23 protein-coding genes, 2 tRNA genes and 2 pseudogenes are annotated in these 23428 nt (G+C 67.5%); 11 read left to right on the forward strand and 16 right to left on the reverse strand.

What is annotated here, in order from left to right; translation table 11 throughout:
* Positions 1-192 precede the first annotated feature (192 nt).
* Positions 193-888, reverse strand: coding sequence for an HNH endonuclease family protein (locus CITRI_RS16495; RefSeq protein ID WP_237708998.1), 696 nt, complete (start codon positions 886-888; stop codon positions 193-195).
* A gap of 81 nt (positions 889-969) precedes the next feature.
* A pseudogene (locus tag CITRI_RS0105770) lies at positions 970-1851 on the reverse strand (IS3 family transposase); the annotation flags it as partial.
* 249 nt (positions 1852-2100) lie between these two features.
* Here CITRI_RS0105770 and CITRI_RS18850 point away from each other — a divergent pair.
* A complete protein-coding gene (locus CITRI_RS18850; RefSeq protein WP_083843325.1) occupies positions 2101-3147 on the forward strand; it encodes an IS110 family transposase in 1047 nt (348 codons plus the stop codon).
* Here CITRI_RS18850 and CITRI_RS19900 read toward each other — a convergent pair.
* On the reverse strand, positions 3117-3458 hold the full coding sequence (locus CITRI_RS19900) for an IS3 family transposase (RefSeq protein ID WP_050813606.1): 342 nt from the start codon (positions 3456-3458) through the stop codon (positions 3117-3119). The two genes, CITRI_RS18850 and CITRI_RS19900, sit on opposite strands and share 31 nt — an antisense overlap.
* 231 nt (positions 3459-3689) lie before the next feature.
* On the opposite strand from CITRI_RS19900, the gene CITRI_RS16505 reads away from it, so the two are divergent.
* Positions 3690-5390, forward strand: coding sequence for a DUF726 domain-containing protein (locus tag CITRI_RS16505; protein ID WP_141565980.1), 1701 nt, complete (start codon positions 3690-3692; stop codon positions 5388-5390).
* 427 nt (positions 5391-5817) lie between these two features.
* Here CITRI_RS16505 and CITRI_RS0105785 read toward each other — a convergent pair whose 3' ends face one another.
* The 9 genes from CITRI_RS0105785 to CITRI_RS0105835 form a co-directional block, all read right to left on the reverse strand.
* Positions 5818-6324, reverse strand: coding sequence for a hypothetical protein (locus CITRI_RS0105785; RefSeq protein WP_141565973.1), 507 nt, complete (start codon positions 6322-6324; stop codon positions 5818-5820).
* Between the two features lie 547 nt (positions 6325-6871).
* Entirely contained in the window at positions 6872-8443 is a 1572-nt protein-coding gene (locus tag CITRI_RS0105790; RefSeq protein WP_010143726.1) for an FAD-binding oxidoreductase, read from the reverse strand.
* A gap of 112 nt (positions 8444-8555) precedes the next feature.
* The gene (locus CITRI_RS0105795; RefSeq protein WP_010143727.1) at positions 8556-8843 is read right to left on the reverse strand and encodes a hypothetical protein; all 288 of its coding nucleotides are present in this window, start codon (positions 8841-8843) and stop codon (positions 8556-8558) included.
* 392 nt (positions 8844-9235) lie between these two features.
* Positions 9236-9376 carry a hypothetical protein gene (locus tag CITRI_RS19595; protein ID WP_157998905.1) on the reverse strand — a complete coding sequence of 47 codons (141 nt, stop codon included), beginning with the start codon at positions 9374-9376 and terminating at the stop codon, positions 9236-9238.
* Positions 9377-9456: 80 nt separating this feature from the next.
* Entirely contained in the window at positions 9457-10281 is an 825-nt protein-coding gene (locus CITRI_RS0105805; protein ID WP_010143728.1) for a sigma-70 family RNA polymerase sigma factor, read from the reverse strand.
* Complete coding sequence (locus CITRI_RS0105810; protein WP_010143729.1) at positions 10278-10589, reverse strand: hypothetical protein; 312 nt, start codon at positions 10587-10589, stop codon at positions 10278-10280. The genes CITRI_RS0105805 and CITRI_RS0105810 overlap by 4 nt, the downstream gene beginning before the upstream one ends.
* Entirely contained in the window at positions 10586-11356 is a 771-nt protein-coding gene (locus CITRI_RS19310) for a hypothetical protein (RefSeq protein ID WP_141565974.1), read from the reverse strand. Before CITRI_RS19310 ends, CITRI_RS0105810 begins: the two co-directional genes overlap by 4 nt.
* A 43-nt stretch (positions 11357-11399) precedes the next feature.
* Positions 11400-11651: a hypothetical protein gene (locus CITRI_RS0105830; RefSeq protein ID WP_010143731.1), complete on the reverse strand. Its 252-nt coding sequence runs from the start codon at positions 11649-11651 to the stop codon at positions 11400-11402.
* A gap of 140 nt (positions 11652-11791) precedes the next feature.
* Positions 11792-11998 carry an AlpA family transcriptional regulator gene (locus tag CITRI_RS0105835; RefSeq protein WP_010143732.1) on the reverse strand — a complete coding sequence of 69 codons (207 nt, stop codon included), beginning with the start codon at positions 11996-11998 and terminating at the stop codon, positions 11792-11794.
* 115 nt (positions 11999-12113) lie between these two features.
* Here CITRI_RS0105835 and CITRI_RS0105840 point away from each other — a divergent pair, with 115 nt between their 5' ends.
* From CITRI_RS0105840 to CITRI_RS16510, 3 genes and pseudogenes are all read left to right on the forward strand, one after another.
* Positions 12114-12776 (forward strand): helix-turn-helix domain-containing protein, encoded by a 663-nt coding sequence (locus tag CITRI_RS0105840; RefSeq protein ID WP_010143734.1) that lies wholly within the window; start codon positions 12114-12116, stop codon positions 12774-12776.
* Positions 12773-12967: pseudogene (locus tag CITRI_RS20580) on the forward strand (Arm DNA-binding domain-containing protein); the annotation flags it as partial. The gene CITRI_RS0105840 and the pseudogene CITRI_RS20580, both read left to right, overlap by 4 nt.
* A gap of 15 nt (positions 12968-12982) precedes the next feature.
* Positions 12983-14083: a site-specific integrase gene (locus CITRI_RS16510; protein ID WP_010143735.1), complete on the forward strand. Its 1101-nt coding sequence runs from the start codon at positions 12983-12985 to the stop codon at positions 14081-14083.
* A gap of 168 nt (positions 14084-14251) precedes the next feature.
* Here the strand turns inward: CITRI_RS16510 and CITRI_RS0105850 are convergent, their stop codons facing one another.
* Positions 14252-15001 carry an IclR family transcriptional regulator gene (locus tag CITRI_RS0105850; protein WP_010143736.1) on the reverse strand — a complete coding sequence of 250 codons (750 nt, stop codon included), beginning with the start codon at positions 14999-15001 and terminating at the stop codon, positions 14252-14254.
* A gap of 140 nt (positions 15002-15141) precedes the next feature.
* Here CITRI_RS0105850 and CITRI_RS0105855 point away from each other — a divergent pair, with 140 nt between their 5' ends.
* The 3 genes from CITRI_RS0105855 to CITRI_RS0105865 are packed head-to-tail and all read left to right on the forward strand — an operon-like array spanning position 15142 to position 18648.
* Complete coding sequence (locus CITRI_RS0105855) at positions 15142-16518, forward strand: SLC13 family permease (RefSeq protein ID WP_010143737.1); 1377 nt, start codon at positions 15142-15144, stop codon at positions 16516-16518.
* Positions 16519-16558: 40 nt separating this feature from the next.
* Positions 16559-17791 carry a CaiB/BaiF CoA-transferase family protein gene (locus tag CITRI_RS0105860; protein ID WP_010143738.1) on the forward strand — a complete coding sequence of 411 codons (1233 nt, stop codon included), beginning with the start codon at positions 16559-16561 and terminating at the stop codon, positions 17789-17791.
* Positions 17788-18648: an enoyl-CoA hydratase/isomerase family protein gene (locus CITRI_RS0105865; protein WP_010143739.1), complete on the forward strand. Its 861-nt coding sequence runs from the start codon at positions 17788-17790 to the stop codon at positions 18646-18648. Before CITRI_RS0105860 ends, CITRI_RS0105865 begins: the two co-directional genes overlap by 4 nt.
* A 279-nt stretch (positions 18649-18927) precedes the next feature.
* Here the strand turns inward: CITRI_RS0105865 and CITRI_RS0105870 are convergent.
* A tRNA-Ser gene (locus tag CITRI_RS0105870) sits at positions 18928-19015 on the reverse strand.
* A gap of 134 nt (positions 19016-19149) precedes the next feature.
* Between CITRI_RS0105870 and CITRI_RS16515 the strand changes: the two genes are divergently transcribed.
* A complete protein-coding gene (locus CITRI_RS16515; RefSeq protein WP_010143740.1) occupies positions 19150-20223 on the forward strand; it encodes an NAD(P)H-quinone oxidoreductase in 1074 nt (357 codons plus the stop codon).
* Positions 20223-20672 (forward strand): hypothetical protein, encoded by a 450-nt coding sequence (locus CITRI_RS0105880; RefSeq protein ID WP_010143741.1) that lies wholly within the window; start codon positions 20223-20225, stop codon positions 20670-20672. The genes CITRI_RS16515 and CITRI_RS0105880 overlap by 1 nt, the downstream gene beginning before the upstream one ends.
* Positions 20673-20701: 29 nt before the next feature.
* On the opposite strand, the gene CITRI_RS0105885 is transcribed toward CITRI_RS0105880, so the two are convergent.
* Positions 20702-20775, reverse strand: a tRNA-Thr gene (locus tag CITRI_RS0105885).
* Between the two features lie 193 nt (positions 20776-20968).
* Here CITRI_RS0105885 and CITRI_RS0105890 point away from each other — a divergent pair.
* The gene (locus CITRI_RS0105890; protein ID WP_010143742.1) at positions 20969-21745 is read left to right on the forward strand and encodes an HAD family hydrolase; all 777 of its coding nucleotides are present in this window, start codon (positions 20969-20971) and stop codon (positions 21743-21745) included.
* Between the two features lie 86 nt (positions 21746-21831).
* On the opposite strand, the gene CITRI_RS0105895 is transcribed toward CITRI_RS0105890, so the two are convergent.
* Positions 21832-23409 (reverse strand): alpha/beta hydrolase, encoded by a 1578-nt coding sequence (locus CITRI_RS0105895; RefSeq protein ID WP_010143744.1) that lies wholly within the window; start codon positions 23407-23409, stop codon positions 21832-21834.
* Positions 23410-23428 lie beyond the last annotated feature (19 nt).

Here is a 23428-nt window from a genome sequence, read left to right on the forward strand (position 1 = left end):
TGCGGGCAGAAACAAGGCAGGAGTTCTTCTGCCTCAATAGTCGCTTCATCGGATTAGTACTCGCCACTTCGTTGAGCTCCGGCCTGAGGCTAGCGCTGGGTCGCACCCTAATCGAGCCGCCTTGGTCCGAGAGATCCTGGCTTTTGAGATGAGCCTGGGCGTAGCGTGCGGCGTCTGAGGGAGACCGCGGGATCAAGGGAGTGGGAAGCGCTTAATCACCATATCGGCCAGCGACGTTGTCCGACTGTCGATGTCATCGGCGGTCCAAGAGTCTCGCGTGGCGAGCTCGGTGTTCAGCGAGAGATTATTGCGGTATCCGATGAACCTGCCCTTGGAGTCCTGACGGTCGCGCTTCTCCATAAACGACTTATTACCAAGGTTGCTGTTGTAGGCGGTAATGGTGAGGTTACCGAGTCGGTGCCGGTGCTCCTCTTGAACCTGCATGGCTGCCTCTGGGCCCCCGAGCATCTCCTGCCACGCGGATGGCAAGTTCTCGCCCTGCGGAAGGATGTGCTCGATCGTCCAGACGAAATGGTTCTTCTCCTGACGCCACAGGTCCACCTTCGTCTCCTTGGTCATGGCATCCTCGGCCAACGTTGCGAGTACGAACCTCGTTACGTCTGTGTTCTCCTCGTAGATCCGCCCCACCAGGCGCGCCCGGAACTCTTCGTCCGACGCCGAAACAGAATTTAGACGTTCGCTGACGACCGCCAGGACCTCATCACCACGGGCATTACCCACAGCGTCGATAGTGGTCATGAACAGCTTCGCGAGGGCATACGTGGGTGGGTACCCCGTCAAGTTACGCCGGACGAAGAAGCTTGTCAGGCGATCAACGGCCGTCTCAACTTGCTTGTCGGTCAGTTCCAGTTCGGACTGCTTAGACATCAGCCACATGATCAGCACATACGAGGGCGCACCCTGGGCACGCATCAATGGGACTGCTGCACGAATAGGTGACAGGGTGGGTCAGGCTGCCTGAGCGGCCGGTGTGGTCATGATGGTCTCGTATTCGACGGGGGTCAATCGGCCCAGGGCTGCTTGCCGGCGGCGTCGGTGGTAAGTCCGCTCGATCCAGGTGACAATCGCGATCCGCAGCTGTTGGCGGGTCGTCCACTGGCGGCGGTCCAGGACGTTCTTCTGCAGGAGCGCGAAGAAGCTCTCCATCGCGGCGTTATCCCCGGCCGCGCCGACCCGGCCCATGGACCCGACCATGGCGTGACGGTGCAGGGCGCGCACGAATTTCCGGGACCGAAATTGAGACCCCCGGTCCGTGTGGACCACGCAGCCGGCCACTTCGGTGCGTCTGGCCACGGCATTGTTGAGCGCATCCACGGCCAGGCGGGACTTCATCCGGTCGCTAATGGAGTAGCCCACGATCCGGTTGGAGTACACGTCCTTGATCGCGCACAGGTAGAGCTTTCCCTGACCGGTGCGGTGTTCGGTGATGTCGGCCAACCAGAGCTCGTTCGGGGCGTCGGCGGTGAAGTAGCGTTTCACCAGATCGTCGTGGACCGGCGGGCCGGGCTTTTTGCCGTTCTTGCCGCGCTTCTTCCCGAACGCCGACCACCACCCGTTGGTCGAGCAAACCCGCCACATCGTCCGGTCGCACGCGGCGTGGCCGGCATCGCGGGCCTCGTCGGCCAGGTACCGGTAGCCGAACTCGGGGTCGTCGCAGTGGGCGTCGAACAACGCGTTGGCCAGGTGCGCCTCGGCCAGTTCGGCGTCGGTGACCGGAGTGACGAGCCAGCGGTAATAGGGCTGGCGGGAGAGCTTCAGGACCCGACACGTCACCGTGACGGGGACTCCGTCGGCGGCGAGCTCCTTCACGAGCGGGTAGCGCTGTAATGGCTTCTGGCGGGCCTGTGGCCGGCTGAGAGGCTGAGCCGTAGTTCGGTCGTGTGACTCCGGGTAGAACCGACCCGCCCGGTGGCGGTGTCTTTAAAAGGACGTGTCCGCGGTCGAACTACGGCTCGGTCTGTCCGCGCAGATGCCTTGATCAGAAGCCTGTCCGCCCCCACGGCGTGACTCATTACAGAAGTGTCTCTGAGCGACCCCGGGCCAGCCCGCCGCAGTGCTGATACCCCGAAGGAGCTCACTATGCCTGTAGTCGCCGAACACTTCGAACACGTTGTCGGCATCGACACCCATGCCCGCTCTCACACCTACTGCATCGTCGAAACGCGCACCGGTGTCGTCGTCGACACCGGCACGTTCCCGACCAGCAGCGCGGGGCTCGACCGCGCGATCAGCTGGATCGGGCGACGATCGCGAGGAACGACAGTGCTGGCCGCCGTCGAGGGAACCTCCTCCTACGGTGCCGGCATCACCGCAGCCCTGACCGCCACCGGTATCGAGGTGGCCGAGATCCGGCCACTGTCGCGACCGTCGCGTGCCCGAACGGGCAAGTCGGATCCCATCGATGCCGAGGCCGCGGCGCGGGTGGTGATCGGCGAAGACCTGCGCCGCCTCGCTCAACCGCGCCGCACCGGAGATCGAGCAGCCCTGCGGGTACTGCTTGCGGCTCGCTCCCTCCTGGACCAGCAGCGCACCGCCAACCGGAACGCACTCACCGCGCTGCTACGCAGCACGAACCTGGCCGTCGACGCCCGCAAACCGCTCACAGACACCCAGGTCGCAGCCATTGCCGGATGGCGGACCGGACGCGACGATGCCACCACGCGGGTGTTCCGGGAAGAAGCGCGCCGGCTCGCCAAGACCGTTGTCGAGCAAACTCGTCTCCTTCAAGACAATCACCGCCACCTCGCCCAGCTCACCGAAGCTCTCGCACCCGGTCTGCAGACCATTCCCGGAGTCGGAGCAGTCACCGGCGCGATTCTCGTCACCGCGTACTCCCACCACGGCCGCGTGCGATCTGAAGCCGCTTTCGCGTCCCTTGGAGGAATAGCACCGTTGCCAGCATCGTCGGGAAACACCACCCGCCATCGGCTCTCCCGATCCGGCGACCGCCAACTCAACCGCGCAGTCGACGTCGTCGTCCGAACCCGCATGAGCTACGACCAACCCACCCGCAACTATGTGACACGCCGACGCTCCGAAGGCCTCTCGAAACGGGAGATCAGGCGCTGCCTCAAACGCTACGTCTGCCGCTCCCTCTACCGGGAGCTACGCAGGCGAATGGCTTGACTCCCGGCATAGAAGCGTCCTTTTGACGGCAGGTTGGCCTGCGACAGGTAGGCCGCGGCGCGGCGCAGCACCTCGTTCTCCTGCTCCAGCAACCGGATGCGCTTCTTGGCCTCGCGCAGTTCCGCGTTCTCTGCGGCGGTCGTTCCGGGCCGGGCGCCGTCCTCGACGTCGGCCTGGCGCATCCAGTTGCGCAGGCAAGACTCCGCGATGCCGAAATCCGCGGCGATCTGCTTGATGGTCTGGCCGGGTTCACGGTTGCGGGCGACGCGCACGACGTCGTCGCGGAACTCCCGGGGATAGGGCTTGGGCACGGTGCTCATCCTTCCAGCAACGCCTCACAGCGTCACAGATCAGATGTCACCTATTCGTGCAGCAGTCCCTATTGCGGTGCACGATGTCTTCGCGTCCTCAGCCCATGGTGATGCGTTGATCAATCACCATCTGTGTTCCAAAGGTCGAAGCGAAACGGCGGCGGATCCATTTGAGTCTGCTGGTCGCCACGCGGGCACGCTCACGTGTCGAACCGTGAGAATATCCATGTCATGACGACGTCCAAGGTTGTTGCCCGAGTCCTCGATGGACACCGACTTGAATGCGTGGTGACGCCACCTCAGGGTCAGTCCCTGACGCTCTCGGGCGCGGCGACTGATCCGATTCCCCAGTTCGAGAAGTCTGGGCTCGGAACCCACGCGTTTCTCGTGGACCATGCCTGGGCTTACGCATTGTCCAGGTTTCAGGCCGTTAACCTGCCGGACCTCGGCCAGCAGAAGAACGCCGAGAAGCGAGCCGAAGAGGCGAGGAAGATCACCGAGTGGGTGGCCGACCTTGCCGACGATCTCTCGGACGAAGAGAAGTTCGGGTGGTGTTCTGCTTGCATCAAGCAACAAGGGCACCGCAAGGTGAAGCAGCCCGTCGGTCAACTGCCTGCCTACCTCTGCAACGGATGTGGTACCCCAACGTGGTCTTGCGCCGGAATCGGGTGTAAGAACATGGCGGTTCGCGACCGGACCGCCTTAAAGATGCAGCCCTATTGTGCGGAGCATCGACACGACATTCCCGGTTTCGCCAAGGCCGATAGCGAGCTGGCAGCGCTGAACGAGTATGAGGAGTTCCTCGCGTACGACAAACCGAACTTGGCACGTAACGCCAAGATCGCAGGCGCTGTTGGCGCCGGCGTTGCCTTGGCGACGCCACTCGCCTACTTCGGTGCCCCCGTCGTCGGGGGCGCGATCGGGGCGATGGTCGGCGGCTACTCGGGGGCCGCGGCCACCAGTTTCGGTCTCGCCCTTCTGGGGGGAGGATCACTGGCGATCGGCGGTTTAGGGATGGTCGGTGGCACCTATGTGGTCGCCGGTCTGGGTGCTGCCCTGGGCGGAAGCCTGGGGGCCTCGGTCATGAACGCCTACGTCCAGCAGGACAAGTCCTTCCACATTGAGATGCTCAGGGGGGGTACCGGCATTCCTGTGGTGGTCTGCAATGGGTTTCTCAGCGAAAGTGGCAAGGGCTGGGGCGAGTGGAAGGACATTGTCACCCGCCGATACCCGGACTCTCCCGTCTACCGCGTCCACTGGGGTGCCAGGGAACTTAGACACCTGGAACTGCTTGGAGGTAACGGGGCTGCAGGCGCTTTCGGGATAGCGGCCCTCAAGAATGCCGCAGCAAGGGCAGCCAAATCGGCCGCGATAAAGATCAACGCGGTCGCACCGGCGCTGATCGCCGCGGACCTGGCGAAGAACCCCTGGCACGTCGCCAAGAACCGTGCAGACAAGACCGGCGTCATCCTCGCCGACCTGTTGGCTCGGACCGATGAGGAGTCCTATGTGCTGATCGGGCACAGCCTGGGCGCGAGGGCGATGGTGGTCACAGCCCAGACGCTGAGCACCAAACCTGGTGGGCCACGCGTTCACGCGGCGCACTTGCTCGGACCTGCCATCGGCGCCAAAAGCGACTGGCACTCGCTGACGGCCACGGTTGATGACGCGGTGTACAACTACCACTCCAAAATGGACGATGTCCTTAAGTACGTTTATCCGGCTGCACAGGCGGGACAGACCCCTGCCGGATACAGCGGATTCGAGCCCGCGGTGGACCGGTTGAAGAACGTTGACGTGTCAAGCATCGTCAAGTCGCACCATGACTACCACCACAACGTATACCTGGAGAAAGCCGCATCCCCTGATGAGTCCGATCCAGGGCGGCCCGGCGGCACAGCACCTGAAGCCTCGGTTTCAGCTGATGCCTGACTGCACCCATCGGATGGGCTCGCCGGCGGCTCAAACTGCCACGTCCATAAGACTGGACGGTCGGATTGCCATCACGCTGATTGGTGCTCTCGACCTTGAGGTCTAAGCGCGGAGCCCGGAACCTCACTGGAAACGCCGCAAAGGCCCGAGCCGATGGCGGCCGCGAATGGAGGGGCCGCCGGGTTGAGGACACCTTCGGCGACGGGGACGAATGGCGGGAACGGCAGCAACTGGACTGGTCAGAGACGCCGAAACGACGGCAGACGTCATCAACGACCCAAGCTAAAATTGGGCCGACTCCTAAGCAACGTCCTTCATCGAGGCAGGCCGCAGCTTGCCCCACTTGTCGCATCACGCTGCCGGCCACCGGACGGTGCGATTCGTGCTCTGACTGACGATTCGGCGCTGCACGCTGTGGCCGCCGGTTCTAGTGTCTCGGGAGCATGTCCTGGAGGGTGAGTTTCGGCCGCCCCTTGGACCCGTCCTCGTACCCCTCCACGTATCCAGCCATCTGCGCCATGGCGGTCAGGTAGTCGACGTCCTCACGCCGGGCCATCTGATCCGCAGCGTCCATGTGCCCTTTTTCGTACCCGTAGCGGTAGGCGTGCCGGACTCCGGAGGTCTCCAGTTCGGTCCGTAACTTCTCGGCTTGTTCTTCCGAGGCTGCGAGGGCGGACACCAGCAGGGCATTCGAGCGCACCGTCTTGTCCCACATGGTGGCGTACTGTTCCGCTTCCTGGGCCGCGTCTGCCGCCCTTGACTCGGCGCCCTGCAGCTGGACCTCCAACAGGCGCCGATCGTCCTTCAGAGACCGCACCTGAGCCCGCAGCTGGTCCACTTCGGACTTCTCGAGGACCGACCGGCACCGGGCCCGGTAGGCCGCTTGGCGGTGCGCGTCGGAGCAGTACCGCCGGCCCATGGACGGGTCCGTCAAGGGCTGATCACACCACCCGCAGCGGACGGCGAGAGGACGACGGGGAGAGGAGCGGCGGGCCTTAGCCATGGTTCCCTTTCATAACGGGCACCCGTTACATCGTCACGGACAAAATGTCCCCAAGTGCACCTTGGTGCCAGACGTGTGCTGACGAATCTTGGTGTTGGTAGTGCCTGCTAAAAGTGCGGCTGCGAGGCCGGACTCGAGGGGCCGAGCCTGGAGTCCTGTTTGCGAAGTCTGTCCGTGTGTTCGGAGAGTGGATGGCTCGGTCGTGGTGGGGTGTCTACAGGGTGATGAGGGCGAACAGTAGGAGCCAGCCGAGCAGCGTGACGAGGGCCAGCGCGGACAGCATCAGGTGCCTCCTGGGGAGTGGGCGCCCACACGGGTTTGCCATGGCTTTGACGGCAGGGACCGCCCCCGCGCTGCACGGCGATCCAAGCGCCGTCCGTGCTGGCCCGGTGTAGTTGGTGGGATGTGTCGGTGCCGGACGGGCGATCCGCCCGGGCGCGCTGCTAGGCCCCGTGGCCGACGTGCTATGCGGCACCGATCATCCGAACCGTGCGGAGAAGCTGTTCTGGAACCGCAGCCCCGGGTCGTAGCGGCGCTTGGTCGCGAAGAACTCCTCGAGCCGCGGGTACGCCTGCGCTACTTGCTCCCTGGTGTAGTGCTGTTGGTAGGGCAGGTAGAACGTGCCGCCGAGGTCCAGGGAGGACTCGACCAGAGCACGCGTCAGGGAGGCCATGTCCGCGCTGGCCTCGTCGCTGACCTCTTGGCTGAGGAAGAGCACCACCGAGAACCGTTCCCCCTGCGCGTAGTCCAGGACGATGTCCTCGCGGTGGACCGAACGGATCGAGGCGCTGAGCAGCTGGGCGTCGTGACGGCCGAGTTGGACACGCAGCTCGTCGAGGAAGGGGACGATCTGTTCGGGGGGCAGGAAGTACTCGTGCAACACGTCGGTGTACTGCGGGAGCCTATTCTGCAGGAAGCCCAGGCTCTCGTACATCGCCTGGTTGCGTCCGACCATGCACGCCTCAGCCTCGCGCAGGGCCTCGTTGCGCGACTGCAGACAACCACGCACCCGCGGCAACAGCTCGCGCTGGGCCGTCCACCGCAGGCGCTGCCCGAGATCACCGGTACGGGCCAGGTTGAAGATCAACCGACTCACCGGGTCCGAGGCCCGCTCCTTCAGTGGTGGGACCAGCTCGGTGGTGTCGACCCGCTCATAGGTGTAGACGATCGCTTCTTGCAGCAGGCTGTCCGGGGAGGTCGACAGGTGCGTGTAGGTCAACCGCACCGCGTCGTCGACCGCCACCTGCGAGGCGAAGACCTGCGGGAAGTCGCGGTGCTCGATGACGGTGCTGCGCAGCCGGTACATTTCGCTATCGACCAGGTTGAGCTCCACGTCGAGCACCACCCCGAAGAGCCCGTAGCCGCCGACGACGGCCTGGAACAATTCGGGCTCCTGGTCCGGGCCGACCCGGTGCACGGTGCCGTCGGCGAGCATCACCCGCAGGGAGCGGATCGTGGACGACAGGCTCCCGGCGCGAAAGTCCAGTCCGTGCGCGTTGACCGAGACCGTGCCCCCGACACTGAGCACATCCACGCTGGGCATGGTGGCCACCGACAGCCCGAGCGGGTGCACCGCCTCCAGCACCTGATGCCACGTCGCGCCGGCCTGCACCGTGACCGTCCTGGCGTGCTCGTCCACCGTGATCGCGTTCAGCCCGCGCATATCCACGACCAGCCCACCGGGGTAGGACGCCTGCCCGCCCATCGCGTGCTGCGTGCCCCCGACGGAAACGACCAGGTCGTTCTCCTCGGCGAAGGCGAGGGCAGTCCGCACCTCGTCCTCGTTGGCCGGGCGGACGACACCGAAGACCGGGGTCCGGGTCAAACAACTGGCATCGGACACCGTGCCGCCCTGCTGGGCCAGAGCACCGGGGTATGCCGCAGCGTCCACCGGCGCGGTCGCGCGCGCAGCGGCGGGGGTGGGTAGCGGTGGTGCCGGGCTGACGACGCAGTCCTTCGCCGCAACCGGATCCCCCGACCACAGGGCGAGATGCGGGCCGCCCACGACCAGGACGAACAGCAGGGCCAGCGCGGCAAGAAAGGTGCGCACCCGCCTCCTGCGCGGCGATCGGCGCTCCGGCGGCCGAGGGCTGCCACTGCGCTCATGCGCCACGGACGATCCCATGGCTCAGTGAACACCAGCCGCCCGACCGAGGCCAGAGCTAGGGTCTCGGCAGCAGGTCCTGGATCGTCAACTTCGGACTGCCCTTCTCGCCTGCCGCGTACCCCTCCATGTATCCGGCCAGCTTCGCGTAGGCGGTCAGTTCGTCGACGTCCTCCCGCCGGGTCATCTGGTCTGCGGCGTCCCTGTGCCCTTTTTCGTACCCGTAGCGATAGGCATGCCGCACGCCCGTCGTCTCCAGCTCGGTCCGCAGCTTCTCGGCTTGATCTTCCGAGGCTGCGAGGGAGGACACCAGCAGGCCATTGGACCGCACTGTCTTCTCCCACATAGTGGCGTACTGTTCGGCTTCCTCGGCCGCGTCTACGGCCCTTGCCTCGGCGCTCTGCAGTTGGACTTCCAGCCGGCGCCGGTCGTCTTCAAGGCTCGCACCTGTGCCCGCAGCTGCTCCACCTCGGACCCCTCGGGGACGGGCCGGTGTCGGGCCCGGTAGGCGGCCTGGCGGTGGGCGTCCGAGCAGTACCGCCGGCCCCCGGAAGGGTCCGTCAAGGGCTCATCACACCACCCGCAGCGGACGACGAGAGGACGACGAGGAGAGGAGCGGCGCGCCTTGGCCATGAGATTCCTTCATAACGACCGGCCTCGAAGGGCTGGGCCAGGAGCCCTGCTTTCGAAGTCTGTCGGTGTGTTCGGAGAGTGGATAACCCGGTCCTGGTGGGGCATCTACAGGGTGATGAGGGCCAGCAGTAGGAGCCAACCGAGCAGCACGACGACGGCCAGCGCGGACAACAGGACGCGCCCTCGCGGACCCCGCGCCCAGTCCGGGACGCGCCCTTCCAGGGACGGCGGCAGGGCGGCGTCCACGGACTGACGGACCCACGCTCGGCGGGCCCTGCGGACCCGACGGCCAGAGGCCCGGAGGGACCGACGAAACCGGCGCAGCATCACAGGTCCCCGGGGAACAGCTGGTCTTGGTCGGCGGCGGGCCAACCCTTGTATTGGAAGGCCCACGCTGCGGCGCGGGCCAGGACCCGGATCCGTGACCAGTACTGGCGGACGGTATTGCGCGGTGTCCCAGTGATGCGAGCCAGGGCGTGCGCGTCCACGGCCGTGACGCCCCCAGCGCGTTGGGCTGCGCCGAGGTACACCGGTGCGTGCCGGCCGATCGCGCTGGGCACGCTGGCTACCGTCGCCACGATGGACGGCGCGTCCTCGGGCGCCTCCAGTGCGGCGCGGATCACCTGCGCCAGGGCGACAACGTCACGGGAAAGGGACCGCAGGGAGTTGACGGAGACGCCGAGGGCTGCGCTGGCCGCCGTGGTGTCCCCGTCGTAGACCAGATGCAGGCGCAGAAAGGTCTCCACCCGTCCGGCGTCCATGCCGAGAGCATCCTGGACCAGGTGCAGCACGCCCAGCACCTGCCGGAGCTCGTCGGCGGCGTCCACGCGCCCGGTGTCGTCGTCCACGCAACCATGGACGGCTGAGTCTCCTTGTGTGGCGGTGAGGGCTTCGAGACTGTCCGCTTTGCCGCCGTTGCACTGGGAGCCGTTGCTGGCGGTCTTGCGGTAGTAGTCATGGACCCGGCGCCGGGCCACCACGCGGCACAGGGTGGGCCAGTCCCCGCGGTCCGGGTCGAACTTCACCGTCTGGAGGGAGAGCCAGGTCTCTTGGAGCAGGTCGTCGATGTCGTGCGCCGGTCCGCCGTACTGGCGGACCATGGCGGTAATGACGGGGCGGAGGCGGTCGAGGTCTACCTGTGTCGTGGTCATCGGGTGGTCTCCTTCCGGATGGCCCGGACGATGTGCTGCTCGGCTGCGCGCTGAGCGCGTCGGGCGATGCTGAAGTGTTGGTTCGCGGCCCGGTCGAGAGCTCGCAGATCGCGGCTGGGGGTCCAGCAGCCGAGGCCCGTCATGCCGTGCCCGGCGAGGGCTTGCGCCTGGGCATCGGTGGCGGAGGTGTCCGCGGCGTTGAGGGTGTGCAGCAGGTCGCGGGTGCGGTGTTTCAGCGACTGGATCGGCAGGGGCGTGACGGTGGCCAGCAGCGGCGGCTGCATGGCTGGGGGCTTGTGGGTACTCATGCCGCGGTTTCCTTCGGTTGCCACCCGCCGAGCGCGGCCGCGGTGATGACCTGACGGCGGACGGAGCAGTTCGGGCCGAGCTCGGCCGCGGCCTGTTCCATCAGGGCCAGGTGCTGCATCGGTCGGGCTTGGAGATAAGCACTTGCGGCTGCATAGATCTCCGTGTCGATTCCGTCTGCCGTCTGTGCGCCGAAGTTTTCCACAGGCGCTGGTGAGGGTGGCTGGGACTCAACCAGTTCCTCCTGCCTGTATTCCTCTAGTGGTTCCTCAGTCCTCATAGGGGGCACCGTTTCGGTGGGGCTCGACCCACCGTTTCGGTGGGGCTGCTGGGGCACCGTTTCGGTGGGGCTCAGGGGCACCATTTCGGCGGGGCTGCGTTGCGGTCTGGGGTCAGTCCTGTGGACAACTGCCCAGGTGGTGACGGGCCGCCCGGTGCCGCTTCGGGTGATCGTCGGGGTCGCCGTCGTGTTCGGGTCGAGGGTCAGGGCGTATTCGGCTCGATTACCATGGCGCGCTGCGCCATTGGGGACGATGGCGCCTGCACGCTTCAGGCTGGCCGTTACCCGGCGGAACTGTTCGGCCGCGCTATCCGGGTTGGCTTCGGGATCGAGGCCGAGATGCCGGGCACCGACTTGCCAGCCACCGAAGTAGACCGGTGGCGTGCCGGCGTCCAAGGAAACCAGCGCCATGAAGGTCAGCAGACGGTGGTCGCGGTGGCCTAGGTGCTTCCAGTAGTGCGAGACCAGCAGCGCGTTGGAGGCACCCATCAGCCACGCTCCCGGGGCTCGCCGCGCCACGGCGGGGACGCGGTCACGCCGTCACCCCCAAAATGCCGAGAGCCACGACGACGGCGTCGAGGTCGTCGCGTAGGTCACGAGCTGCGGCGAGGCTGTGCCCACCGGCGGCATCCTCCCGGACCACCACCTCCACGTCCCGGTTCGGCGTCCAAATGGAGTAAACCTCCCCGGACTGGGGGCCGTAAGCGATCCGGCCGCCCGGGTCCAGGGTGAACCCGGCTGGCGGGTCGATACACGGAAAATCGCTCGCGCTAGAATGGGTCATGGATCCTGACTCCTGAAAAGTGGCTGGTTCCGAAGGGCGTTCGCAGGTCTCCCCAGACGTGTGCGAACGCCCTTTCTCGTGCTTTCGGCTCTTGCCGCTTCGTTAGCCGCGACATGCTCTGCCGCCGGTTCTCTATGCCCTCAGACACTCCTAGGTTCTCCGGCCAGAAAAGCCTCAAGCTCAGACCGGCTGACAAGCTTCTTTCTGCCTAGCTGCAGCACGCGCACGGGGAACTCGCCGCGCGCGGCCAGCTCGTAGGCCGTGCTTTTCCCGATGCCGAGCACGCGGCCGGCATAGGGAAGGCTTACTGTCTGCTGTTCGGGGCGTGCCGTACTTTCGATGCTCATTGCGTCTCCATTCGATTTAGGAATGTCGAAAACCGTCTCTGCACTTCAAATCGTAATCTCTCATCCCGACTGCGGTCAAGGGCTTTCGTATGTCATTTCGTAGTACTGTGTCCGAATGGCACTACTGACAGATGAAGGCATCGGCCGCGCTATTCAGGCTGGCAGGCAGCGTTTGGGGATCCTTCAATCGGAACTGTCTGAGCGCCTGGCGATTCAGGGGCTGGTCTGGTCTCAGGCCACGATCTCCAAAGTCGAGCGAGGGGACAGGCCGGTTAGGGCCACCGAGATTCCGGCCATTGCGCAAGCTCTAGACATGGACGTGTCGGATCTATTCACGCCATGGGAAAGTGGCCTCCAACTCCGCTTGCAGGAAGCGACCAAGCAAGTGCATCAACTCGATCAAGAACTCAAAGAGATCGGGGAGGAGTACATCCGCGTGAAAGCAAAGATGCGGGAAGTTGACGCAGCTCTCGGGACGGCGGGCGATCGCGCACAGGCGCTTCGTCTGCTGATCGATTTCACCCATGGCGCGACAAACGTCGAATGGGTCTCGTGGAGCGCTGAGGCGCTCGTGTCCTACTGGACCAATGCCTTCCAGCCCCCGCTGGACCTCGGGGAGCTTGCTGCGCAGTTGGGTGAGCACCGCGTTGGATCAGTGGATCAAGACAGGGTCATTGACCTCGAGAAGATATTTCCTCATGTGAGATTCGGTCACTCCGGCAAGGACGACGTCACGGATGAAAATCAAGATCTGATCGCGGGTCGGAGGAAGTCATGAAGGGGCACGTGTGGAAGCGGTGCCCGTGCCAACCGGAGGAGTTGCCTCGGGGACGGGACGGGCGACCGCTGGCGTGCAAGCGGCGTCACGGTACCTGGTCGTACAGGTTGGATGCCGGCCCGGATCCGGTGACGGGGAAGCGACGACGGCCTTCCAAGGGCGGCTATGTAACTCGTGAGGAAGCCGAAGCAGCGCTGTCAGACGCCATGGCCGCGGTGGGGGCCGGCACCTGGACGGATGACCAGCGGCAGACCGTGGGGGAGTACCTGGACCGTTGGCTGACGCGGAAAGCAGCGGGGCTGAAGCCCACAACGGTGGACACCTACCGGTCGCACATCGAGCTGCACATTCGGCCGGAGCTTGGCCGACTGAAGCTGCGCGACCTCCGGCCCGAGCACGTCTACGCCATGCTCCAAACCGTAGCGGAGGGCCGGAGCGCGGCCATGGTGCACCGCGTGCGGGCCACGCTGCGCACGGCGCTGGCGGCTGCCGTGAAGGAACGTTTGCTGTCGTGGAATCCGGCCAGAGATCTCGACATGCCGCGGGAGGCGCGAAAGAGGGTCGAGCCATGGACGCCGGAGGAGACCGGAGCGTTCCTGGACGCGGTGGCCGGGGACCGGCTGGCGGCGCTCTTCCATGTCGTGGCGTACCTCGGGTTGCGGCGGGGAGAGGCGCTGGGGCTGCGCTGGGATGACGTCGATCTGGTGCGCCGCCGGGTCGTCATCCGTCAGCAGGTCGTCCAGATGAACCTTCAGTCGGTCGAGGCTAGCTGTCAGTACTGCGGAGAAGCGCACCCGGGGATCGGGATCACGGAGCCGAAGACGGACGACAGCGCGGCCGTGGTGCACCTGGATGCCGGGACCGTGTCTGTGCTGCTGTCCCAGCAGCTGGCGCAGGGCGAGGAGCGGGAGGCATGGGGGGACGCATACCGGGACCACGGGCTGGTGTTCGCCCGGGAGGACGGTGCGCCGATCCGGCCGAGTTGGCTCACTGCGCGGTTCTTGGAGCTTCAGGAGGGTGTGACCGTCCCTGTGAGCGCGGAGGACCCGGAAGGCACTCAGCGGCCGCTCAGGCGCGTCCGGCTGCATGATCTGCGGCACGGCACGGCGTCCCTGATGATCGCGGCCGGCGTGGACGTGGCCGTGGTGTCCAAGGTGCTGCGCCATTCGACGATCAAGCTCACCGTGGACACGTACGGACACCTGCTGCCGGGGGTCGGCGAGGCCGCCGCGGAGCAGCGCGCAGGCATGATCCCGCGGGCGGCGTCTCGCACCGATGGCCACAGTTCGGCCAAGAATGGGGCCTAATCGGCCTCGGAGACAAGGGAAGAGGCCCCGCTGAGCGGAGCATTCAGGTCCCACGCTAACGCCCGTCGACTTCTCGCGCCCGATGGGGACTGGCTTGGCTGAGCATCCACGACGAGTGGGCCTATACCGGCCGACACTGGCCGATCCACGCAGCACCCTACCGAGGTGCTACAACCGCTGCACGCGGCGGCCGATTTCCTTCGCAGCGTCGACTACCAGGGGTGCGAACTCCAGGCAGCGTTCCCTGGTCATCCGACTGCTCGGGCCTGAGACAGACAGGGCGCCGAGGGGGATGCCCTCCGAGCCCACCAGGGGCGCGCCGACCGAACTGATTCCCTCAAACAGTCCACTGCTGTTGAGGGAAAACCCCTCTTTGCGGACCTGACGCACCCGGTCGAGCACCGCGTGGCGGTCGGTGAGGGTCTGCGGCGTGCGGGGCGCCAGCGACCCTTCGAGGATGTTGTCGATCTCTTCGTCAGGTAGGGCGGACAGGAAGGCGAGCCCGGTGGCCGCGGCGTGGTATGGGATGACAGTACCCAGCGGGAAGAACGCCCTGAGCTCATGCGGGGAGTCGAGGCGTTCAATGAGCACCAAATGCCCGGCCTCCTGTGCCACGAGATGGACCGTTTCCTTCGTCTGCAATTGCAGACGGTTCATGCTCTCGAGCGCCATCTCCCGCAGCGTGGTGTCCACCGAGACCCCGCGCCCCAGCCAAGCGAAGTGCGGCGTCAGGGACCAGGCCAGCGAAGGCGCCGGTGCCTGCGTCGCCCACCCGCCTTCCTGAAGCGTGCGCAATAACCGCAGCGCCGTGGCCTTGGACATGTCCAGCCGTCGAGCCAGCTCGGACAGGCCCAGCGGACCTGCTGCTGCCAGATCTTCGACCAGCCCGAGCGCGGCCGAAACACTGTGGGTCGCCATGCGTGACTCTCTTCCCGGAGGTCCGCAAACTCGGCCTCCATCTGGTCTGTTGACCGACTCACGAATGTGATCTAGGTTACTCGGTGTCAGTCAGTGAACCGTTGGTTCACCTAGTGAACCACAAGGAAGGAGGGGCGGCAATGGAGGTTTCCTTCGCGGCCATCCTGATTTTTGTGGCGGTCTTCGTGGTCGCCACTCTGCGCAAGGTCCATTTGGGCGTCATCATGCTGGCCGCGGCTGCCGGGGTGGGCATCTGGATGGGCGGCATGGGCCTCGACGAGGTCATCGATGGCTTCCCCGTCTCGCTGCTCATCCTCTTGGCCGGTGTCACCTACTTCTTCGCCATCGCTCAGGCCAACGGGACCGTCGACCGCCTCATCGACGCCGTCATCGCCCGGGTCGGCGACCGCGCCGCCGTGCTGCCCTTCGCCATGTTCGCCCTCACCACTGGCATCGCCGCCATGGGCGCGCCTTTGGCCGGCCTGGTCATGTTGCCGATCGCCATGCCGCTGGCCAAGAAATACGGGATTGACCGGGCCCTGATGGGCCTCGCCGTCGGCTCGGGCATCAGCGCCGGCGGGTTCGCACCCACCAGCCTCTTCGGCATCGTCACCTACGGGACCGCCCATTCAGTGGGGATCCCGCTGAATCCCTTGGTGCTGTTCGCCATCGCCCTCGCCTTCAACCTAGTGCTCACGGTGGCGGCCTTCTTCATGTTCGGCGGCCTTCGGCTTCTCAGATCCGCCCCGCGCATCGACCCGGATGCGACCCCGCGCCCGGGCCTTGCCGGTAAGTCACCACTGCCGCAGCACCCTTTCGAGAAGGAACAGTTTGCCGCCCGGTCCCAGTCCGTGACCACGGCACTGCTGGAACGCGAAGCTCAGGCACCAGCGCCCAAGACCCGGATGAGCGTCGCCCAGATCGCCACCATCCTGTGCATGGTCGGCCTGGTGGTCAGCGTCATCGTGGTCGCCATGATGGGCATGGACCCGGACATCGGGATCCTGTGCTTCGTCTTCGCCACCGTGCTCGCCCTCATCGACCCGCAAACCGGCAAGGGCGCCGTCGCCAAGATCGACTGGTCCACCATCCTCATGGTCGGTGGCATCATCACCTTCGTCGGCGTGCTGCAGCACGTGGGCGCCGTGGACATGCTCGGCGAAACCGCCAGCCAGATCGGCGCGCCGCTCATCGCCGCCTTCGTGATCTGCTTCATCGGGGCACTCGTCTCCGCGTTTGCCTCCACCACCGGCATGCTGGCCGCCCTGGTGCCACTGGCCATCCCGCTGGTGTCCGGCGGGGACCTTGCCGGTTGGGCCGTCATCGCGGCCCTGGGCGTGTGCTCCTCCATCGTGGACGTCTCCCCGTTCTCGACCGTCGGCGCCACCGTGGTAGCCACGGTCGATGAGGTCGAGCGCCCCCGCATCACCAACATCCTGACCAAGTGGGGGCTGTCCATGGTCCTCGTGGGTCCGCTCATGCTGATCGGCACCCTGGTCCTCCCCTCGGCGTTCTGATGCCGGCTCCAATAACCACACCCACCCGAAGGAGACCGTCATGACCACCACCCCCGCGCTTCCCCTCGACGGCGTGACCGTCATCGACCTCAGCCGAGCCCTGGCCGGCCCCTACTGCACGGCCCTGCTGGCCGACATGGGCGCCCGCGTCATCAAAATCGAGTCCGGCGCCGGCGACCCCTCACGCCAATGGCCCCCTTTCGACGGCGAGGACAGCCTGTACTTCGACTCGGCGAACCGGAACAAGGAATCCCTCTGGCTCGACCTGTATACCGACGAAGGCAAGGAGTTGTTCCGCCAGTTGCTCTCTCGGGCGGACCTGCTGGTCGAGAACTACAAGCTGGGAACCCTGGAGAAGATGGGCTTCGGACCCGACGAACTGGCCGAAGCCAACCCCGATCTCGTCCACGTCAGTGTGAACGCCTACGGGCTGCACGGCCCTCTCAAGCACCTGCCCGGCCTCGACCAAGTCATCCAGGGCATCACCGGCCTGACCTCGGTGACCGGCCCGGCCGACAGTGAGGGCTACCGCGTCGGGTTGCCCATCGTGGACATCGCCTCCGGGATGATCGCGGCCTTCACCGCCGTGTCCCTGCTGCTCGGCCGTGACCGCGGCAACCTGGCACGCTCCGGAGCCACATCCCTGTACGAGACCGCCCTGGCGATGTCCGTGTTCCAGGGCCAGAAGGCCATCACCACCGGGCACGCCCCCGAACGCCAAGGCAACAGCCACCCGAGCATCACCCCCTACGGCTCCTACCCCACCGCCACCGACTCCATGGTCCTGGCGGTCTCCACACAACGGCACTGGACGGACTTCTGCACCCTCATCGACCGCCCCGACCTGACGGCCGACCCACGCTTCGCCACCGGCCAGGACCGCACCGCCCACCGCGAGGCACTCGACGCCGAGATCACCCAGGCACTGGCCACCCGGCCAGCCGAAACGTGGCTGGCCGAACTACGCCAGCTCGGCATCCCGGCCGGACCCATCCTCGACTACCAGCAGGCCATGGACTCCGAGCAGACACAGGCCCTCGGCATGATCCGGGACACCACGACCCCGGACGGCCGGCAACTGCGCCTGCTGCGTGGCCCCGTCACGGTGAGCGGCGAGCCGGTCACCGTCCGCACGGCGCCACCTCGACTGTCGGCCGACGCGCGAAACATCCTGCGCGGACTCGGCCACAGCGACGAAGACGTGGACCGCATGGCGGCAGACGGCATCATCCGCGACGACTTGCACGAGCTGGCGGGGGCGGGTCAGCGATGAACGCGGCTACCGAAACCGGCGGCATCACGGTCAGCGTCACCGACGGCATCGGCCGTCTGATTCTAGACCGGCCCAGTCACAAAAACTCGCTGACCAAGGCCATGTGCCTAGAACTGACCGAGGCGGTCACCCGACTCGACGCCGATCCGGACGTCGCGGTCATCACCCTGCAGGGGGCCGACGGCAACTTCTGTGCCGGGGCAGGACTCGACCAGTTCGACCAAGTGCTCTTCGACGGGGCGGACGATGGATCAGCCGGTCCGGGCACGGACCGGTTGAGCGAAGCCGACGCGGCCATCCGGGCCACCCGGAAGCCGACCGTGGCCCTCGTCGAGGGAATCTGCATGGGAGGAGGCTGGCAGATCGCAGCCGCGGCCGACGTCGTGGTGGCGTCCACGACGGCCCGTATTGCCGTCACCCCTTCGAAGTTGGGCATCGTCTATCCGCGAGCCGGGCTCGAGCGACTCGCGGACCGCGTGGGCATGGACCGCGCGAAATACCTGCTCTTGACCGCCTCTGAGGTGACCCCCACACAGGCCGAGCAGTGGGGACTCGTCACCGTGCTGTTCGAGGCCGAGACGTTCGCGGCGCAGGCCGCCGGGGTCGTATCGACCATCCGGTCTCGGTCCCTGTTCTCCAACGTATCCCACAAACGCCTGCTGGACGGCTACGCCGAACGAGGCTCCGGCGTGGACATCTCCGAGGACGCCCGCCACGCCTACGAGGCCGATTGGACTCGAACTTGGGAGGACTTCCGGACCGGCCCAGACCTGGCCGAGGGACGGAGGGCCTTCGCCGCCAAGGAACGTCCTGCCTTCCCCTGGACACTGCCAGAAGACCAGGCGGTTCATCTATAGGATCCGGGCGGAAACGACAACGGCACTGGTGCAGAGGACGCGGCACCAGTGCCGTTGCATCTCCCAAGGCAAGTCCCAAGGTGTTCCGGCAGCGGACAGGAGGCCGCCGCAAGGTGTACAGCAGTCCGTCGCCGCGGCTGCCGCGGAGCAACGCGCTGGCATGATCCCGCGGGCGGCGTCTCGCGCCAATGGCCACAGTTCGGCCACAAATCGGGACTAAATGGCCCTGGAGACGAGGGAAGCGGCCCCGCTGAGCGGGGCCGCTTCCCTTTGTTTACGCGGATGGTAAGGGATTCGAACCCTTGGCACGGGGTTACCGCGCACTGGTTTTCAAGACCAGCTCCTTCGGCCGCTCGGACAACCATCCAGAAGGTCCAGTCTAGACGGCCGGCGCCCGGTTGCCGTGCGGGTGGCAGGGAACCGGCCTGACGGTAGATCATGGACGGAGCCCTGCCCGCGCGCGTCCGGCGTGCACCGATTGCCCACAGCCACGGAGGAACCATGACCACGCAGCCCCGGGACGCGTCCCACCCGACCATGCAGGCCATCTCCTACACCGGCGCCGGCGGTCGTGAGGTCGTGACCGTCGTCGAGTCCGAGATCCCCGTCGCAGGACCGGGGGAGGTGCTCATCCGGGTGCACGCCGCCGGGATCAACCGGGCGGACCTGTTGCAGCGGGCGGGGAACTACCCGGTGCCTCCCGGTGCCCCGGACGGGCCGGGGCTGGAGGTCTCCGGGACGATCGAGGAGACCGGGGCCGGCGTCGGGCCCTGGGAGTTCGGCACGCCCGTCTGCGCCCTGCTCACCGGCGGGGGGTACGCCGAGTATGTCGCGGTCCCGGAGGGGCAGGTGGTCCCGGTGCCCGACGGCGTCTCCCTCATCGATGCGGCCGGCCTGCCGGAGGTGGCCGCCACGTGCTGGTCCAACCTCGTGATGGAGGCGGGCGTCCAGGCCGGGGACTGGGTCCTCGTCCACGGCGGCACCGGGGGCATCGGCTCCTTCGCCCTGCAGCTGCTGGCCGCGCTGGGGGCGCGTCCGCTGGCCACCGCCGGCAGCCCGGAGAAGGTCGAGCGCTGCCTCGAGCTGGGGGCTGAGGCCGCCGTCAACCACCGCGAGGAGGACTTCGTGGAGCGCGTGCGGGATATCACCGGCGGGCATGGCGCGGACGTCATCCTGGACGTCATCGGGGCGAAGTACCTCGAGCGCAATGTCGACGCCCTGGCCCGGGGCGGCCGCCTGGTGGTCATCGGCCTGCAGGGCGGGGGCTCGGGGACCCTGCCGCTCGGGAAGCTGATGGGCGTCAACGGCTCGGTGACCGGGACCCTGCTGCGGCCGCGTCCGGTGCAGGAGAAGGCGGAGATCATGCGCCAGGTCCGCGACCAGGTCTGGCCGCTGGTCAGCGCCGGGAAGATCCGCACGACGACGGACACCGCCTTCCCCCTGGACCGTGCGGCACAGGCCCAGGACCGTTTCGAGGAGGCGGATCGCACCGGCAAGGTACTGCTCGTCACCGAGGCCGCCGCCGCGGACACCGCCGACGCCGTGCACTCCGGCGCGCAGCGGCACCGCCCGTGATGGCCGGGCCGTTCGCACGCGGACGCCAGCAGCGGAAGGACGATCGCGAGCTCGGCACCGACCTGTGGCGCCGCTGTTATGACTGGTTCGCCCGGTCCCTGGACCGGTACTGGCAGGTCGTGGACGAGGCGCAGCGCAGCGGGAGCATCCCGCAGGACGAGATGAACGGGCTGGTGAACGCCGGCAACGTGCTGGCCGAGCTGCTGCCGCGGGTCCGGCGGCTGTGCGTCGAGGCCCGGCGGGAACACCCCGAGCACGGGATGGAGATCCCGGCGCCCGTCTCGGACCTGCACCGGGTGCTGTCCCGGGCCGCCAACGACCTGGCCACCACGGCGCAGGCGGCCGCCATGTTCCGGCTCGGCCAGTCCTCCCTGCAGTCCGTGGGACGCCGGGCCGAGAAGGTCATCGCGGCGGTGGAGGAAGCAGAAACGCTCCGCCCCGAGACCTGAGTCCCGGAGGCGGAGCGCGTCTGCTGCGGAGCCCCCTGCCGGATTCGAACCGGCGACCTGCTCTTTACGAGGGAGCTGCTCTGGCCAGCTGAGCTAAGGAGGCGTTACCGTGGCGCCCGCCGTGCGAGTGCCACGGCTGTCCATGGTAGCGGCAGGGTGGCCTGCCGGGCAAAGCGTGTCACGCAGCCGGGGCCGGACGGACCGCACCGGGGCGCCCGGTGCGGTCCACAACCCACAGATGACGTTCACTTCACGGCCAACCCCCGGACAGCTGGGTGCGGTGGAGTGGGACGACCATGAACGAGACCCCGGCACCTGCCCGGGCCGTCGTCGAGGGGAGAACGGACGTGACGATGCCCTCCACCACCCGTCCGGGGCCCGGCCTGGAACCGGCGCGCCCCCTGAGGCTGGCCGTGCTCGACATGTCCGGCACCACGGTCGACGAGGGCGGCCTGCAGGACGAGGCGTTCAGCACGGCCCTCCGCGAGGAGGGGATCGAACCGGGTGGCTCCCGGCATGACGCGCTGGTGGGTTACTTCCGGCGGTCCCGCGGCACCCCCCGCCACGAGGTCTTCCGTTCGATCTTCAGTGAGGACGCGGTCGTCGCCCGGCGGGCCAACCGGCGCTTCGAGACCGCCTATGACGAGTTGCTCGCCGAGCGCGGGGTGCGGCCGGTTCCGGGAGCCGCCGAGGCCATGGCCGAACTGCGCGAGGCGGGGCTGAAGATCGTGCTGACCACCGGCTTCGCCCGGCACACGCAGAACATGATCCTGGAGTCCCTGGGGTGGATGGGCGTCTCGGACCTGAGCCTGTGCCCCTCGGACGCGGGCCGGGGCGTGCCCTACCCGGACATGATCCTCACCGCCCTGCTGGCCCTGGACCTGGACGACGTCCGCTCCGTGCTCGTCGCGGGAGACACGGTCGGGGACATCCGTGCCGGCCGGCGCGCGGGGGCCGGGCTCACGGTCGGCGTGCTCTCCGGCTACCACGACGGGCCGGCGCTGACGGCGGCCGGGGCGACCGCCGTCGTGCCCTCCGTCCGGGACATCCCGGCGCTGGTCCGGGGCCGCTGACGGGGCTCGTCCCCGGCCGGTCACCTGCACCGGCCACCTGAACCGGTCACCGCCACCCGCGCCGGCCGGTCACGGACCCGGAGGCGTCAGGGGCAGGTCAGCCCGTCCTCGGGTACGGTCCCGTCCACGAGGTAGGCGTCCACGGCGTCCTCGATGCAGTCCCCGGCCCGACCGTAGGCCGTGTGGCCCTGGCCCTCCCAGGTCACCAGGACGGCCGACTCCAGCTGCTCGGCCAGGACCGAGGCCCACTCGTAGGGGGTCGCGGTGTCCCCGGTGGTGCCGACGACCACGATGGGCGCCGCGCCCGGAGCGCTGGCCGGGGCCGGTTCGCTCACCGGGGCCTCGGGCCACACGGCGCAGTACAGCCCGGAGTAGGCCAGGAACCGGCCCAGGGTCGGGGAGGCCTCGTCCAGCTCCGCGGCCTGCTCGCGCAGGACCTGCGTGTCCGCCGGCGCCGGCCCGTCGAGGCACTTGACGGCGGTGATCGCCGCGGTGACGTTCGAGTCGTACGTGCCGTCCTCGTCCCGTCCGGCACCCAGGTCGGCCAGGTGCAGCATCAGGTCGGGGTTGCCGTCCAGTGCGTCCTGGACGGCCGTGGTCAGCACGGGCCAGCTCTCGTCGGCGTTCAGCGCGAGGATCATCCCGGACACGAACGTGCTGGCCGGCACCTGGCGTCCGTCCGAGGCGGTCATCGGGGACTGCTCCACCTGCTCGAGGAGGCGCCGGACCTGGGCCACCGCGTCCTCCGTAGTCCCGGAGAGGGGGCAGTCGCTGCCGGCCAGGCAGTACTCCGCCCAGGAGGCCAGCGCCTCCTCGTAGGAGGCGGCCTGGGCCAGCGTCACCTCGGACTCGGGCAGGGACGGGTCCATGGCGCCGTCCAGCACCATGCGTCCCACGTTCTGCGGGAACAGCCCCGCGTAGGTGGCCCCCAGGTCGGTGCCGTAGGAGAAGCCCAGGAAGTTCAGCCGGTCGTCCCCGAGCACCGCGCGCAACAGGTCCATGTCCCGCGCGGAGCTCTCGGTGTCCACGTGGCCCAGGACCTCCCCGGTGTGCTCCTCGCAGGCCTCGGCGAACTCGCGGGCGGACTCGCGCAGCTGGTCGAGCCCCTCGTCCGTGGAGGGGTCGATGTGGCCCTCCCGGGCCTCGTCCATCTCCTCGTCCGTCAGGCAGGTGACCGGGGCGGAGCGGGACACGCCGCGGGGGTCGAAGCCGACCACCGTGTAGTGCTCCCGGACGTCCGCCGAGACGGCGTAGTCCAGTCCCTCGACCACCATGTCCACGCCGGAGACGCCCGGCCCGCCGGGATTGACCAGCAGGTGCGGGGCGTCCTCCCCGGCCCCGGCCGAGCGGACCAGGGCCAGTTCGATGCTGTCCCCGCCCGGGTCCGCGTAGTCCAGCGGGGCACTCGCGGTGGCGCACTCGAAGCCGCCCCGGTCCTGTTCGCAGTCCTGCCACTGCAGGTCCTGGTCGTAGTACTCCCCGAGGCCGTCGGGCACCTCCCCGGGGGCGGTTGTCCCGGGGCCGGCGGACCCGCCGGTGGCCTCCTGCCCGCCTCCCGACGTCGTCCCCTCCGCGCCGGTGCCCGTCCCGCCACCGGCCCCGCCCTCGGGGGTGCAGCCGGTCAGGAACAGTCCCGCGGCCAACAGGCCGGCGAGCAGGGGCACCCGACGGCCGGGACTGCTG

The sequence above is a fragment of the Citricoccus sp. CH26A genome, assembly GCF_000224415.1.
GTDB lineage: Bacteria > Actinomycetota > Actinomycetes > Actinomycetales > Micrococcaceae > Citricoccus.